This is a genomic window from Corallococcus sp. CA049B (genome assembly GCF_003611685.1).
Lineage (GTDB): Bacteria > Myxococcota > Myxococcia > Myxococcales > Myxococcaceae > Corallococcus > Corallococcus coralloides.
This window is the reverse complement of the sequence record NZ_RAWC01000243.1, coordinates 1-13,644: the sequence shown is the minus strand read 5'-3', so window position 1 is coordinate 13,644 and position 13,644 is coordinate 1. Positions and strand designations below refer to the sequence as shown.

The following is a 13,644-nucleotide window of genomic DNA, read 5'->3' as shown; positions in this document are numbered from 1 at the left end:
GTTGGGCAGCTCTCCCCGGAAGCGGTAGGTGGCCCCCGCGCGCGTCTGGTGGCCCCAGCCGCGCGAGCGCAGGTGGAAGAGCAGGTCGTGCGGCTCCCACTGCTTGAGCGCCGTCTGCGTCTCCTCCGACGCCGGCACGTCCAGCCCGTTGGGCACCAGGATGCCCGTCTCCGCCAGCAGGCGCACCAGCTCGCGCAGCGTGAAGGACTCGATGCCGGTGTTGAACTGGTTGAGCCGCGCCAGCAGCGTGGGGCGGGCCATGTCGAAGAGCAGCGACACCACGCGCCGGTCATGCAGCGCCGCGGTGGCGTGCACCGTGGGGCAGTCCAGCACCGCGCGGCCCTCCGCCATGCGCGTGTGCGCGAAGCGGGACAGCTGCAGCGGCTGGGCCGCGTCGAACGTCGCGCGGTGGCGCAGGAAGGACGCGGACGCGGGCGTGAGCGTCAGCAGCAGGTTGCCGCGCTCTTCCACCGTCCACGACAGCAGGCCGCCGTCCCCCGCCAGGTCCAGCCAGTACCACGCGAGCGTCGTGTCCGAGCCCGCGGCGGCCGGCACCTCCGTCTCGTGGATGCCTCCGTCCGCGAGCGACTCGAAGACGGCGCGCACACCGGGGGCCAGCGGGCCCAACCGCAGTGAGCGGCCAGGGCCCTCCACGCGCGCGTCCTCCGCGTCGGGGCAACGCAGCGCCACACCTTCGGCGAGCGACAATCTCATTCGTGCGGCCTCACGGTTCCACACCGTAGAACCGAGTCGGGTTTTCCCAGAGAACCTTTCGTAGACGACTTTCGGTCATCACGTCACGCAAGGACAGCATCGCACCCAGCACATCCTCGCCGTGGTCGAGATGCGGGAAATCGGTTCCGAAGACCAATCGGTCCTCCGGGAGGTGGCGCACCATGTCAGACACGTACGGCTCGTCCGGTTCCATGGAAACGAAGCAGTGCTGGCGCAGGTACGCTGAAGGGAGCTGTCGGATGGTGGCGGAGACCTCGGCACCTACAGCGCGATATTCCTCGTCCAAACGCCACGCCCAATACGGGAGCCACCCGCAGCCGGCCTCCATGGCGCCGATGCGCAGGGCCGGGTGCCGCTCCAGCACGCCCCCCTGGAGGAGCGCGAGCAGCCCCATCATCAGCTCCATGGGGTGGGCGCACACGTGGTTGGCGAAGCGGGTGTCGAAGCGGTCCGCGCCCGCGGAGGGCACGTAGACGTGGCCGCTGCCGTGGAGCACCACCGCGAGTGAGAGCTTCTCGCACTCGGACCAGAAGGGCTCGTAGGCGGCGTCCGACAGCAGGCGGCCTCCGATGGGGTTGGGGCGCACCATCACGGCGCGCCAGCCGAAGCCCGCGACGCGGCGCGCTTCCGCGACCATGGCCTCCGGCTGGTGGCGGCTGATGAGCCCCACGCCGCGCAGGCGCTCCGGCTGGTGCGCGCAGAAGCCGTGCAGCCAGGTGTTGTAGACGGACGCGAAGGCCGAGGCGACGCGGGGCTCCAGGGGCGAGAAGCCCTCCAGCAGCAGCGCGTAGGTGGGGAAGAGGGCCGCCATGTCCACGCCGTCGCGATCCATCTGGGCCAGGTACACGTCCGGCCGCTGCAGCAGCTCATTGCGCCCCAGCTGCGCGTAGGAGCGCGCGGAGAACGCCAGCCAGGCCTTCTCCGGCATGTGGTTCCACAGCGGCTTGCCGTCCACTTCCGGCAGGGGGAGCACGGGCAGGAGGCCCTGGGGCCCCAGCCGCGCCAGGCGCTCCTCCAGCGTCTCGTCCGGGAGGCGTCCCGGGCGGGGCGCGTGCCGGCGCAGGCCGGGCTCCAGCTGCTCCGCCCACAGGCTCAGCGGCTCCAGGACGTGCCGGTCCGCGTCGAAGATGTGGAGGCCGTCTCGCATGCGTCAGGGTCCCCAGCTCGCGAGCTCGTCGCGCACGTCCTTGAGCAGTGCTTCCAGCAGGCCGGTGCGGCGCGCCTGGGTGCGCAGGGCCTGCTCCTCGGAGACCTCCAGCGTGCCTGGGTGGCCACCGCGCGCCGCCACCGCACGGTCGCACAGCTCGCGTAGGAATTCGTGGTGCTGCGGCTGGAGCGCCTGGAAGCCTTCGCCCCAGCGGGCGACGAAGTCCACCAGCACGTCGCGTGAAGCCTCCGGCACGTCGCGGCGGTCCGGCAGGTCGCGGCTCAGGCGCACGAAGAGGTCCGGGAACACGTCGCGCATCGCGGCGGCGAAGCCCGGCGGGACGTAGACGGGCTGCGTGTCCGGGACGAGGTCCCCCTGGCGCTCGGCGGCCAGCACCGCGTCGAAGTCGGTGAAGAGGCGCTCATGGCGGCGGCGCTCGTTCTGGTTGCGCGCGAGGAAGAACACCGCGCGCGGCAGCATCACCGGGGCGGCGCGGCGCACTTCCGCCAGCGTGTCCCCCAGGGCGTGGCGCTCGGTCGGCGTCAGGGCCCAGGCGGTGGTGGCCTCGCGCAGGAAGCGGTCGGTGACGGCCTCCGGCCAGTGGGGCTCCTCCACCTGGGGCGGGCGCTGGATGCCGGCGATGAAGCCCCGGATGCGCTCGCAGGCGGCGTCCCAGGTGGACAGCCGCTCCACCAGGTCGCGGAAGCCTTCGAGCAGCTGGGGCCGCGTCATGCCCAGGGGCATCACGTTGAGCACGATGGCGCCCCGGTCCTTCGCGTGCGCCCTGCGGGGCGTGGCGAGCCGGCCTTCCGCGCGCAGCCGCGTCCACAGCTTCGTGCCGCGCGGGGCCTGGAGGGGCGCCACCACCACCCAGGGCAGGTGCGTGCGCTGGATGTTCGCGTGCAGCGAGTCGAAGACCGCGGGCGTGTCGTGGTCGAACCCGACGATGAAGCTGCCCCGGGGCCCGATGCCGTGCGCCTGGATGTGCAGCAGGTCACCCACGAGGTCCGCGCGCACGTTCTGGTGCTTCTGCGCTTCCTTGAGCGCGCCGGTGTCGAAGGACTCGATGCCCAGGACGATGGTGTAGAAGTTGGCGTCCGCCATGCCCTCCAGCAGCGCGGCGTCGCGGCTCAGGTTCATCGTCACCTGGGTGAAGAAGCGCAGCGGACGGGGCAGGGCGCGGTTGAGGGGCACCAGCCCCGCGAGCACCTCCTTCGCGTACGCCGCGTCGCCGATGAACTCGTCGTCCGCGAAGAAGACGCCCTCCGCCCCGAGCGCCGCGTGGGCGCGCACCTCGTCCAGCACGCGCTCCACCGGCTTGTGCCGCTGCTTGCGGCCGTACAGGTAGATGACGTCGCAGAAGGAGCAGTCGAACGGACAGCCGCGCGTGGTCTGCACGGAGCCCCACGCGTAGCGCGGGAGGTCCGCCGCGATGGCGTCCCAACGGGGCAGGGGACTCTCGCTCAACGACGGCTTGTCGAGCTGGCGGTACTCGGGCGCGTACTCGCCCCCGAGCCAGTCCGCGAGGAAGCGCGGCCAGGTGCGCTCCGCCTCGTTGACGAAGAGGGCGTCGAAGAAGCCCCGGTAGTCCTCTGGCGCGGCGGAGATGGCGGGGCCGCCCGCGACCACGGTGGCGCCCCGGTCGCGGAAGTGGCCGCCCAGGAAGCGCGCCTGGTAGGTGAGGGCGGAGTACATCACCGACACGCCGACGATGTCGTAGTCCGGCAGCTCCGTGTCCGCGCGCAGCTGGCCGTGCAGCTCCTCGTCCCAGATGTCCACGCGGAAGGCGTCCGGCGTGAGCGCCGCGAGCGTCGCGCAGGCCAGCGGCGTCATCGTCGCGCGCTTCACCAGGCCGTGCTCGGGGTCGAAGTCCTCCGTCTCCCGGTCCACGTGGCGCCGGTCGGGGCCGCACTGGACCAGGAGGATGCGAGGCTTGGGGTCGGGAGGCGGCGCCATCGCTCAGAAGTAGAAGGGCACGGGGTTGAGCTGCGCTTCGGTCTTCGGGGCCTTCAGCCACCCCATCCGCACGGGGACGTCATACAGCCGTCCGGGGCCCAGCCGTGGCCAGAAGTGGCGCAGCCCCGGGACGATGACCTTCACCGCGGAGACGCCCACGTCCGGCCGTGATTGCTCCACCACCAGCGTCTCCAGGCCCACGCTCGCGGCCCGGGCCACGCACTCGCGCACGTCGTCCCGCAGGTCGTTGTGTCCCACGTGGGGGAAGTCGGCGCGGACGCGCGCGGGGACCAGGTCGTTGGGGAAGAGCCAGCTGACGTCGCCGTGCGCGCTGGCGTCCCAGGGGGACGGCGCCACGTCCTTCGGGTCGTAGCACTGGGCCACCTCCGTGAGCGCGCGCTGCACGGCGAGCTTCGCGTCGAAGTGGCAGCCGCACCCGGCCCAGGCCCGCCCGCGCTCCGGCGACCACACGAGCGCGGCGAACACCGGGATGCCCAGGTCGTGCGTGAGGTCCAACACCGACAACGTGAGGCCGAGCGATTGATAGTGCGCGCTCACGGACGCGAACCACGGCTCGTCGAACGAGCGCAGGTCCACGCGCGGACGGCGCAGGCGGTTGTACCACCAGAGCGCCACCGCATCGCGCTCCACCAGCTCCAGGAAGCCCTGGAGGATGGCCTCCTCCACGCAGTTGCCCGCGGCGTTCCCGTTGGAGTTGAAGAAGCAGAACGGCCCGTCTCCAGACGGGGGCGGGGGCGCGAAGAGGTACGCGAACGCCGTGGGCACGTACTTGTGGACCCCGTGCGTGAGCGAATACGCGGGGCTCCAGTCCATGGGTTGATCCGCGTAGGGACGGGGCACCGCGGTGCGCATGTCGCGGCTCGCGATTTCGGGCCGGGCCTGGAACTGCGCGGCGCTGAAGTGCTGGAGCGCGTCCGGGGGCACGGCCTGCGCGCCCAGCTGGGACGCCGCGGCGTGGACGCGGGGCTCGTCGCCCTGGAACACCGCGCTGTAGCGCTCCAGGGCTTCACACAGCGCGCCCGCGCGGGCCTGGGCCTCCGTGCGGCCCTTGCCGCTGGCCACGCGGTGGAAGTCGTCGGAGGCCGGCGCGTCCGTCCACGGGCACACGCGGAAGACGGCGGACTGGACGTGGCCCAGCGGTGCATCTCCTGGCACCGCGCGCAGGTCGCTCACCACGCCCGTCACCGGGCTGATGAGGTGGCGGTGGCGCTCCCAGGTCTGCTCCGGCGTGAGGATGCGGTGGCCTCCGTCCTCGGTGAAGCGCTTGGAGCGCGAGGCCAGCTCCAGGGGCTTCTTCGCGCGCGCCTCCAGCCAGTGCGGGTCGCCGCAATCCGGGCACTGCGGACGCCGCGCCACGGCGTGCGACTCCAGCTTCCAGCTGGCGAAGTCCAGCGTCCACAGCCGCGTCTGCCCCGGGCCGCCGGGCCCGTCCACCACCCAGCGGGCCACGAGCGTCGCCGCGAAGGACAGCCCCGCCTTCGCGGTGGTGGGCAGGCCCGTGCGCGGCGGGCGGATGGCGCGCGGCGGGGTGCCCTTGCGCGCGAGGTACTTCTCGATGGGGCGGTTGTCCAACAGCCGCGCCGTGAGGCACGTCCAGCAGGCGCGCTCGCCGGAGTCCACCACGGGGCCCGCGTGGCACGCGGTGCCGGACACCTTCAGCGGGAGGAACGCGGCGCCCGCGCTCCGGGCCTCCTGCGCCAGCGCGAGCGCCTCTTGTGACAGGTAGTCGTCCACCAGCAGCACGCGGCGGTCGGCGTCGTCGCGCACGTCCAGGCCGGTGTCGCGCAGCGCCTCCGCCAGCCCTTCGCCGTCCTCGCCGTCCACCGCGTGCACGGAGACGGACACGTCCAACAGCCGCCCGGCCGCGGTGGCCGCGCCCACGCCCAGCGACTCCCAGAAGCCGGCGACGCTGGCGTCGAAGACGTCGTGCGCCTCCTCCACGTGCCCGCGCTCCTCCAGGAGCGACAGCGCGTAGAGCACCTCCGGCGCGGAGGCCCGTCCCGCCAGCGCGGCGATGACGTTCTCCACGGTGCGCTCGCCATCCAGCAGGGGCACGATGCTCGCGTGCAGCTCCCCCTCCAGCAGGAACTGGGCGCGCTCCCCGACGAGGAACACGCGCCGCGCGTCGAGCACCTCGGCGCGCAGGTGGGGCTTGATGCGGAGGACTCGGTCCATGGGCAGGCGGGCGAGCCTACCCGGTCGCCCGCGCTCGTGGATACGACCGGCCTTGGGCTTCCGGGAGCCCGGACCCCGCGTGGTAGAACGCCGCGCATGGCCCGCATCCCCCTGACGCAGAGCGCGCGTGTGTCTCCGGTGTCCCTCCACCCCCCGCTCCGGAGCCGCTCCGCCACCGGCACGGTGGAGGTCACCCTGTTGCTGCGTCACGGGGCGCCGCTGCCCACGGTGGAGGAGCTGTGCGCGAACCCGCCGCGCCGCCCGCTCACCCACGACGCGTTCGAGGCGAAGTACGGCACGAACCCGAAGCACCTGGCCGCCGTGCGGCGCTTCGCGAAGAGCCATGGCCTCACCATCACCTCCGAGCGGCGCGACCGGAGCTACGTCATGCTCCAGGGGTCCACGGCCGCGATTCGCAAGGCCTTCCAGGTGGACCTGCGGCGCTACACCCACGGGAAGAGCTCCTACCTGACCCACACGAAGCCGGTGCACCTGCCGCGCGCTCTGCAAGGCGTGGCGGAGTGGGTCCTGGGCCTGGACACGCGGCCGCTCGTCACCCACAACGCGGCGGCCCTGCCCATCCCCGAAGCGATGGCGAAGCAGGCCGGGCTGCGCACGTACACGGCGCCCCAGGTGGCCAGCCTCTACCGCTACCCCCGCAACCAGGGGGAAGGCCAGTGCGTGGGCATCATCGAGCTGGCGGGCGGCTACCAGCCGTCGGACCTGGATGCGTACCTGAAGTCCGTGGGGGTGGAGCGCACGGCGCCGGTGGTGAACGTGGGGCCCAACAAGGCGGGGCGCCTCAACACCGCCTCCAACGCGGAGGTCACCATGGACGTGGAGCTGGTGGCCTCGGTGTGTCCCGCCGCGCGCGTCGTCGTCTACAACGCGGCGTCGAAGGACTACTCGCTGCGCGACTACCACCGCGTCCTGGCGGAGGCCATCAGCGACCGGGAGAACCGGCCGTCGGTGTTGACCACCAGCTGGTCCTTCTACGAGGGGGCGCTCATCCAGCAGGGCGAGGAGCTGGCCTTCGAGCGGCTCTTCATCGAAGCGGCGCTCCTGGGCATCACCGTGTGCGCCGCGTCCGGTGACCTGGGCTCGCAGGTGCCGGTGAATGCCCGCTCGCCCACGGGCGCCATCACCCTGGCCGCGACGAGCTACCCCGCGGCGAGCGCGCTGGTGCTGGGCTGCGGCGGCACCACGCTGGAGGCGGTGGGGGACGTCCTCCACCACGAGCGCGTGTGGAACCGCCTGGGCGAGGCGATGTCCATGGGCCCCAGCTCCACGGCCGCGGGCGCGAGCAGCGGCGGCGTCAGCACCATGAACGCGCTGCCGCTGTACCAGCAGGGCATGGGCGTGCCGCACCTGGTGAAGTCGTCGTGGAAGAACGGCGTGTTCGAAGTCTCGCGCGGCACCGGCCGGGGCGTGCCGGACGTCGCGGCGAACGCGGACCTGCACACCGGCTATCAAATCGTCTTCAAGGGCCAGCAGGGCGTGGCCGCGGGCACGAGCGCCGCGGCGCCCATGTGGGCCGGGCTCATCGTCCGCCTCAACGAGGCGCTGGGGGAGCGCGTGGGCTTCCTCCACCCCCGGCTGTACGCGCTCGTCACCGAGGGACAGCCCGTCGTCCGTCGCATCACCCACGGCGGCAACGGCGCGTACTTCGCCAGCGACGCGACGCTGTGGAACGCGTGCACGGGCCTGGGTACGCCGGACGGCGAGGCGCTGCTGGCGGGCCTGCGCAGGCTCCAGCGCCGCAAGCACTGACGGCCTGGCGCCACGAGGACTCCTGATCATGTGGCTGCGCGCCAACCTGAAAGCACTCGTGATGAACGGAACAGCCTTCGGCCTGCTCTTTGGGTACTTTGCCTGGAGCCTTTACGGCACGGAGCAGGCACTGCTGGCCCGGCCGACGGTGCCGGGGCGCATGCTCGCGATCTCGGTGGAACTCGGGGTCGGGAAATCCAGAGACTACTGGAGCGTGAAGCCGCGCTACGCCTACGAGGTCAAGGGCCGGTCGTATGTCGGCGAGGACCTGTCCAATTCGCCTCCGAGGGAGTACCGGCTCTGGAACCCCCAGCCTGGCCCGGAGTTGACGCAGTATCTGGCGCGCTACCCGGTGGGCGCCACGGTGCCCGTGCACTACGACCCAAGGATCCCGGGGCGCAGCGTGCTGGAGGTGAACACGGGCGCCGCACTCGGCTTCATGCTGGCCTCGGCGGTGGCGGGCCTGTGCACGGTGCTGCTGTTCTTGTGGTCCCGACGCGACGGTTCGCACGTGCCCTGAGGGCCCGGCGTCATCCGCCGGGCCGGGTCACGTCCCGGATTACTCCAGGACCTGCTCCATGCTCAGGAAGGGCCGCGCTGCGGGGATGCCGCGGCCCTTGCAGACCTCGATGAACTTGTTGGATTCGATCATCTGGGGCGCGGTCTCGTCGTACTGGAGCACCATCACGTGGCGCAGCCAGGGCTCCTGGCCCATGGCGTAGATGAAGACCTCTTTCGGGTTCAGGTGGTTGAGGATCTCCGTGGCGCGGGCGCTGTCGGAGCCGTTGAGCCGCCGCGACTGGTCCATCTTGCGCGGCAGGGGCTGGCTGAGCAGCGGGCCGTACATCCAGCTCATCGGGCCGCCCTCGCACTCCATGCCCAGGTAGAGCGCGTCCAGCGGGCCCACCAGCTCCGACAGGTGCTGGTACATGCGCGGCTCCAGCGCGTTGGAGTCCGCGGCCATCAGCAGGGAGCGGCCGGCCAGCCGCACCAGGTGCGCCGTCTTCGCCTGCACCGCCAGGTCGCTGTGCTCGCCGATGAAGGGGATGCCCATCAGCGACCCGCCGGGGATTTGAATCTCCTGCAGGTCGTCGATCTCGATGACGTTCTTGAAGCCCGTCTTCTCCAGCACCAGGCGCAGCGAGGGGTCCGCCAGCGAGTACGCGTTCGAGCGGGGCACGACGATGGTCCCGATGCGGTGACGCAGCTGCAGCAGCGTCTCCATCATCAGGTGGTCCGCGTGGCCGTGGGTGATGAGGACGTAGTCGATCTTCTCCGGCAGGTCCGCGTGGGTGAAGCGCCGCTGGTCCGTGGGGAACTCGTAGCTGATGACGGGGTCGGTGAGGACGGACACCTCACGCGTCTCCATCAGCACGCACGCGTGGCCGAAGTAGCGCACGCGCACGCCGGAGCCCGTGTACGGCTCGGGCTTGCGCGGGGCGGTCTCCGTGAAGAGGTCCGCGAAGGCCTCCGCGGCGGAGGACGGCACGCCCAGCATCTCCGCCACCTGTCCGGGGCTGCCCGGGGTGTGGCGCATGCGGAAGAGGGCGTCGATGCCCTCGTGCCGGTAGGGCACCTGGAGCCACAGGGGCGAATCGCCCTCCAGGCGCGGGGTGCTGAAGACGTACTTGCGCGCGTCACCGGCCACGCGCATCAGCGAGATGCTCTGCGCGGACTCCTTGTAGAGGCTGCTGCGGTAGAGCAGCGGCTCCATGATGCGGGCGTTGGCGCGGTGGGCCAGGTCGTAGTGCAGCTCCACGAAGCCGCGGAGCATGTCCGGCACCTTGGCGTAGAGCGGCTCCAGGGACTCGCCCTTGGAGCTGGCCAGGAGCTGCTCCAGGTCCGACACGGCCTTGGTGTAGGCCAGCATGTCCGCCTGCTCGCGGGTGGTGCGGTCGAGCAGGGCCTTCACCTCGTTCACGCGCGACACGGGGTGGTTGATGAAGGGGCCGCCCATCAGCGCCGGGTTCTGCAGCGCGGCCACGTGCACGTCCGGGTTCGCGACGAACGACTGCATCAGCTTCAGGTGCAGGCGGGAGACGAACAGCGGCGCCGTGGCGGGGGAGATGAGGTACCACCAGACGTACCACTGGTTGAACAGCGGCTCGATGGCGACATCGGGCTTCAGGTACATCGGGCGGTCGAGCATGGTGGTCTCGCGAGGGCGTCCGCCGGAACCGGGGGGCCCGGCACGGGGAGAGGTTGCTGCCAGTGTGAGCAAGCAGGCTCCCGGGCAAGCCCGGAGGCACGCGTGAACCGCCAATGTTGATGATTCCGAGCCTGAACTCAAGGTGCAGACTTCCGGGCCAGGCTCGGAAGAGGGGAGACGCGGATCGTGCTTGACGTGCCCGCCCCGTCCCACGGCGGGCATGCGTACCAAGCAAAGACAGACATCCTGGGTGTGGGCGCCCGCGTCCGGATGGGACGGGCCCGAAGTGGGGATGAACGCCCGCCGGCCTCGTACCCGTTCAGGGCGGCGGTGGACAGAGTGGGCCCGGACGGGCATCAGACCCGTTGCGCGACCCCCGTCCCCTGCTATAACGCCCGCCATCGCTGATCCCGTAGCTCAGTTGGATAGAGCGGCGGTTTCCTAAACCGCAGGCCACAGGTTCGATTCCTGTCGGGATCACTCGCCCTGCTTCCTGAATCCACGGAAGCAGGGCGTTTTTCTGTCTGGCAGCGTCACAAGCAGGGGCTCCACGGAAGCCCGTGTGTGCCCCTCCGTCGCGTGAGCCCTGACGAGGTGCGGCCGAACTCCATCAATGGATGGCGCGGACCACTTGCTGTGCGGGGAAGGTTAGTGTAGATAGAACACCAAGCCTCCAGCTTGGTAGGCCGGTGCGCTCTCCACGCGGGTACATGCAGAAGGATTTCTTATGAAGCTAGAAGTGAATGGAACGTGTCTTTGTGGAAGCTGGAAGAAGTTGAAGAAGTGTTGTGGCCGTGACGCTGCTTCATCATTCGGAAGTGGCGTAGCGCAGGCGGAACGGAGAACCGAGTCCAACCGCTGGAATGGAACGAGTCAAAGGGCGCCCGCGGGAAGTGGGGTGCGCTTCAATCGTCGCTTCAACCGGTTTGAGACTGGCTCAAGTCATTTCTACCGCACGACGCTTGGTGACGGGCTCATTGGAGGGGCACCTGTTAAAGGTTACTTGAAGTGCAAGTTGGTGCACGGTGAGGGAAAATCCATCATCGTGCCAGACGTCTTGTTTCTGGGGGAAAGCGGAGACAAGTGGTTCCAGCCTCTCGCGTTCATGCCATGCCTGCTCCTCAAGACCGAAGATGACGTTTTCGGAACGGTGTGGATCGATATCGCTGGAGGGGCGACCGTAAGGGTGAATTTTCGAAGCAGCGGTCTTATAGGAGCCTTTGCCGACGGTTCTCAGTTGTTCCGGTGCGCCATCCTGGGGCCTGCTGACGTGGAGTCCTACGCCACCGGAGATGCCTATGGCGTTAGCAGTGGCTGCCCGATGCTCAGACTCTTCCATCACGCGAACGAAGAGGCAATCAGCGGAATCAAAACTGACTCCTCTTTTCGGCCTAGCACCTGGAACATACAGGGCAACAAGACGCTCGCGAACGTAGGGTATGCCTATCTTACGTCGCTTGATCGCATCAAGTGTGATGAGGATCTGAAACGCATTGCAATGGCGAGCGACCGCAAGATTCATCTGCAAGTCGATGGGTTTGCTCCTCCTTTTCTACTCCTTCCGGGATGGGAGGAGACGTACAGGAACCAGATTTTGACGCTGGAAGTATATCGTCAAAGCACGCAGGAGAGGCAGTTCACTCTCCCTCTGGCGGTCGAAGCAGCTGCGGTCTCCCCAGCCCATCTGTTCTTCCACAGGCCCACGACGGGGATCCCATTCTACGAGGTCTGCCACCCGTTCATTTTCCGCGTAGGTGTTCAGGCCGGAGAGCGGATCCACTTTGCTCAAGGCGAGGTGCGGCTTCTGCCGTTGAAGGCAAAGTTCTTTGACTATGTGGTTGTTGGAGATGCGCAGACCACCAAGGGGCTTGCTGCACCCTACGATGAGGAAGATACAGACCAGATTATGAAAATTGAGCGGCTTCCGGAGGGCAAGACAATGCTGGATTTCTGGTTTGAGAACGGAAATGCGGATTTGTTTTCAGGGAAGCCCTTGGAATGGATGCATTTCGGCCCTTCAAGGACGAGCTGAGTAGGCCTGACGGCGGTGAACAAACGTCACGGTGAGGAGGACTTCATCCTGGATGTTAAACGGGAGGAGCCGTCTGTCTGCAGCCCATCCGCTTCCGGTTTAGCCGCCACTCCCGAGGGAAGCCTCACGTTTCCGTCGTTCGCGCTCTCGGCGCTGCTGGTGTGAGCGGGCCGTCACCTCGGCGATCAGCAGGATGCGCTCCTCCAACTGCTCCAGCGTCACGCCCCGGCTCATCATCGCATGCGACAGCAGCAGCGGGGCGCAGCGAGTCAGTGCCAGCGCCAGGGCGAGCCGCCCTGTCGCCTGCACCTGGCCCGGCTCGCCTGCCTTCTGTTGCATCGACAGTTCCAGCAGGCGCGAGAGGGCCCGGGCAATCACCTTGGCGTACACCATCGAGAGGTAACCGTCCGGCCAACGACGTGCCGTGAGGGATTGCCGGGGTAGCGGCGCGCGGCGGACGCTTCCGGACATGGCGAAGCAGGTGGAGAAACCGGAGTGGGCGCGCGTCGCGGGGGCCTTCGAGGCGAGCGGGCAGACGCAGCGGGAGTTCGCGTTGGCGCGGGGTGTGCGGCTGAGCACGTTGCAGTCGTGGGTGTACCGGGCGCGACGGAGCGCGCCGTCGCGAGTCGAGCCGGTGAGACTCTTGCCGGTGCAGGTGGCGGCGAGTCCCGCGGCGACGGAGTCCCTACTGGAGGTGGTGGCCGCGAGCGGAGCGCGGGTGCGATTCGCCGTCGGGACGGACGTGACGTACGTGGCGCGCCTCGTCGCAGCGCTGGGGCGGTGAAGAGGTGTTCGCGCTGCCTGCGTCGGTGCGCGTGGTGCTGGCGGTGGAGCCGGTGGACATGCGCAAGTCGATTGATGGCCTCATGGCCCTGGTGCGCGGCGCGTGGGGGGAGGACGTCTACTCGGGGCACCTCTTCGCTTCGTCTCCAGGCGGGGCGACCGCATCAAGGTGCTGACGTGGAGCCGGGGCGGCTTCGTGCTTCTCTACAAGCGGCTGGAGGCGGGCCGATTCCGGCTGCCGCCGGTGGACGCGGGCGCGCAGGCGGTGACGCTGGACGCCACGCAGTTGGCCATGCTGCTGGACGGCATCGACGTGGCCCAGGTGAGGCGCCAGCCCGCCTGGACGCCTCCCGGGCGTACTGGCACCTGACATGCCCGGCCCGGGACGCGGCGTGGCGCAGGCGTGTTGAGGCTGGGTGCCCCGCGAGCTCCCCCAGGACCACTTCTGCCCCTGGCGCGAGGAGGCGGAGGAACTCAAGGAGCGCCTGACGTCGCTGGAGGCGAAGATGGCGACGCTAGAGCGTCACGTCTTCGGACGCAGGGCGGAGAAGCTGCCGGCGGTGGCGACGGAGCTGCGCGGAGCCGCGGACTCGACGGCGGCTCGGTCCGAGGCCGCGAAGAAGAAGCGGCAAGACAGAGCCGCCCGCAAGGCCGAGGAGGCCCCGGCGCGGGAGATTCGCCACGAGGTGCCTGCCGAGGAGCGCCACTGCCCGGCGTGCGGCAGCGAGGACTTGAAGCCCCTGGGAAAGGGCCGCACCTCGGTGGTGTACGAGTACGTGCCGGCCCGCTTCGAGAAGCAGGTGCACGTGCAGGAAGTCCTCGCGTGCGCGTGCGGCCGGGGCGTCGTCACCGCCCCACCTCCAGCCCGGGTGGTGG

The 13,644-nt window shown here is 69.6% G+C and carries 13 protein-coding genes and 1 tRNA gene; 8 read left to right on the top strand and 6 right to left on the bottom strand.

Annotated elements, in window-relative coordinates:
• From D7W82_RS33790 to D7W82_RS33775, 4 genes are all read right to left on the bottom strand, one after another.
• Window positions 1-714, bottom strand: a 714-nt coding sequence (locus D7W82_RS33790) for a hypothetical protein (protein WP_199727912.1), incomplete at its 3' end; no start/stop codon positions are given.
• A gap of 10 nt (window positions 715-724) precedes the next feature.
• A complete protein-coding gene (locus D7W82_RS33785) occupies window positions 725-1,882 on the bottom strand; it encodes an amidohydrolase family protein (protein WP_120622252.1) in 1,158 nt (385 codons plus the stop codon).
• A gap of 3 nt (window positions 1,883-1,885) precedes the next feature.
• A complete protein-coding gene (locus tag D7W82_RS33780; RefSeq protein ID WP_120622251.1) occupies window positions 1,886-3,838 on the bottom strand; it encodes a radical SAM protein in 1,953 nt (650 codons plus the stop codon).
• Window positions 3,839-3,841: 3 nt separating this feature from the next.
• Window positions 3,842-6,034 (bottom strand): TOMM precursor leader peptide-binding protein, encoded by a 2,193-nt coding sequence (locus tag D7W82_RS33775; protein ID WP_120622250.1) that lies wholly within the window; start codon window positions 6,032-6,034, stop codon window positions 3,842-3,844.
• A gap of 96 nt (window positions 6,035-6,130) precedes the next feature.
• Here D7W82_RS33775 and D7W82_RS33770 point away from each other — a divergent pair, with 96 nt between their 5' ends.
• Window positions 6,131-7,804 carry a protease pro-enzyme activation domain-containing protein gene (locus D7W82_RS33770; RefSeq protein WP_120622249.1) on the top strand — a complete coding sequence of 558 codons (1,674 nt, stop codon included), beginning with the start codon at window positions 6,131-6,133 and terminating at the stop codon, window positions 7,802-7,804.
• A 28-nt stretch (window positions 7,805-7,832) separates the two neighbouring features.
• Window positions 7,833-8,324, top strand: coding sequence for a DUF3592 domain-containing protein (locus tag D7W82_RS33765; protein WP_120622248.1), 492 nt, complete (start codon window positions 7,833-7,835; stop codon window positions 8,322-8,324).
• A 39-nt stretch (window positions 8,325-8,363) separates the two neighbouring features.
• Here the strand turns inward: D7W82_RS33765 and D7W82_RS33760 are convergent, their stop codons facing one another.
• Window positions 8,364-9,953, bottom strand: a complete 1,590-nt coding sequence (locus D7W82_RS33760; protein WP_120622247.1) for an MBL fold metallo-hydrolase — start codon at window positions 9,951-9,953, stop codon at window positions 8,364-8,366.
• A gap of 406 nt (window positions 9,954-10,359) precedes the next feature.
• Between D7W82_RS33760 and D7W82_RS33755 the strand changes: the two genes are divergently transcribed.
• Both D7W82_RS33755 and D7W82_RS33750 read left to right on the top strand, forming a co-directional pair.
• Window positions 10,360-10,433 (top strand) — tRNA-Arg (locus D7W82_RS33755).
• Window positions 10,434-10,851: 418 nt separating this feature from the next.
• On the top strand, window positions 10,852-11,985 hold the full coding sequence (locus D7W82_RS33750; RefSeq protein ID WP_147439694.1) for a hypothetical protein: 1,134 nt from the start codon (window positions 10,852-10,854) through the stop codon (window positions 11,983-11,985).
• Between the two features lie 99 nt (window positions 11,986-12,084).
• On the opposite strand, the gene D7W82_RS33745 is transcribed toward D7W82_RS33750, so the two are convergent.
• Window positions 12,085-12,378: a hypothetical protein gene (locus D7W82_RS33745; RefSeq protein ID WP_120622245.1), complete on the bottom strand. Its 294-nt coding sequence runs from the start codon at window positions 12,376-12,378 to the stop codon at window positions 12,085-12,087.
• Between the two features lie 76 nt (window positions 12,379-12,454).
• Between D7W82_RS33745 and D7W82_RS33740 the strand changes: the two genes are divergently transcribed.
• The 4 genes from D7W82_RS33740 to D7W82_RS40255 form a co-directional block, all read left to right on the top strand.
• Window positions 12,455-12,769 carry a hypothetical protein gene (locus tag D7W82_RS33740; RefSeq protein WP_120622244.1) on the top strand — a complete coding sequence of 105 codons (315 nt, stop codon included), beginning with the start codon at window positions 12,455-12,457 and terminating at the stop codon, window positions 12,767-12,769.
• A gap of 4 nt (window positions 12,770-12,773) precedes the next feature.
• A complete protein-coding gene (gene tnpB, locus D7W82_RS42235) occupies window positions 12,774-12,944 on the top strand; it encodes an IS66 family insertion sequence element accessory protein TnpB (RefSeq protein ID WP_120622243.1) in 171 nt (56 codons plus the stop codon).
• A 20-nt stretch (window positions 12,945-12,964) separates the two neighbouring features.
• Window positions 12,965-13,138, top strand: coding sequence for a transposase (gene tnpB, locus D7W82_RS42230; protein ID WP_255417393.1), 174 nt, complete (start codon window positions 12,965-12,967; stop codon window positions 13,136-13,138).
• A 46-nt stretch (window positions 13,139-13,184) separates the two neighbouring features.
• The coding region (locus tag D7W82_RS40255; RefSeq protein ID WP_199727910.1) for an IS66 family transposase zinc-finger binding domain-containing protein at window positions 13,185-13,644 on the top strand (460 nt) is incomplete at its 3' end.

What these genes read in the sequence shown, in the direction of transcription:
- D7W82_RS33785 (WP_120622252.1), bottom strand. Translation starts at nt 1,882, where the DNA reads ATGCGAGACGGCCTCCACATCTTCGACGCGGACCGGCACGTCCTGGAG.
- D7W82_RS33780 (WP_120622251.1), bottom strand. Translation starts at nt 3,838, where the DNA reads ATGGCGCCGCCTCCCGACCCCAAGCCTCGCATCCTCCTGGTCCAGTGC.
- D7W82_RS33775 (WP_120622250.1), bottom strand. Translation starts at nt 6,034, where the DNA reads ATGGACCGAGTCCTCCGCATCAAGCCCCACCTGCGCGCCGAGGTGCTC.
- D7W82_RS33770 (WP_120622249.1), top strand. Translation starts at nt 6,131, where the DNA reads ATGGCCCGCATCCCCCTGACGCAGAGCGCGCGTGTGTCTCCGGTGTCC.
- D7W82_RS33765 (WP_120622248.1), top strand. Translation starts at nt 7,833, where the DNA reads ATGTGGCTGCGCGCCAACCTGAAAGCACTCGTGATGAACGGAACAGCC.
- D7W82_RS33760 (WP_120622247.1), bottom strand. Translation starts at nt 9,953, where the DNA reads ATGCTCGACCGCCCGATGTACCTGAAGCCCGATGTCGCCATCGAGCCG.
- D7W82_RS33745 (WP_120622245.1), bottom strand. Translation starts at nt 12,378, where the DNA reads ATGGTGTACGCCAAGGTGATTGCCCGGGCCCTCTCGCGCCTGCTGGAA.
- D7W82_RS33740 (WP_120622244.1), top strand. Translation starts at nt 12,455, where the DNA reads ATGGCGAAGCAGGTGGAGAAACCGGAGTGGGCGCGCGTCGCGGGGGCC.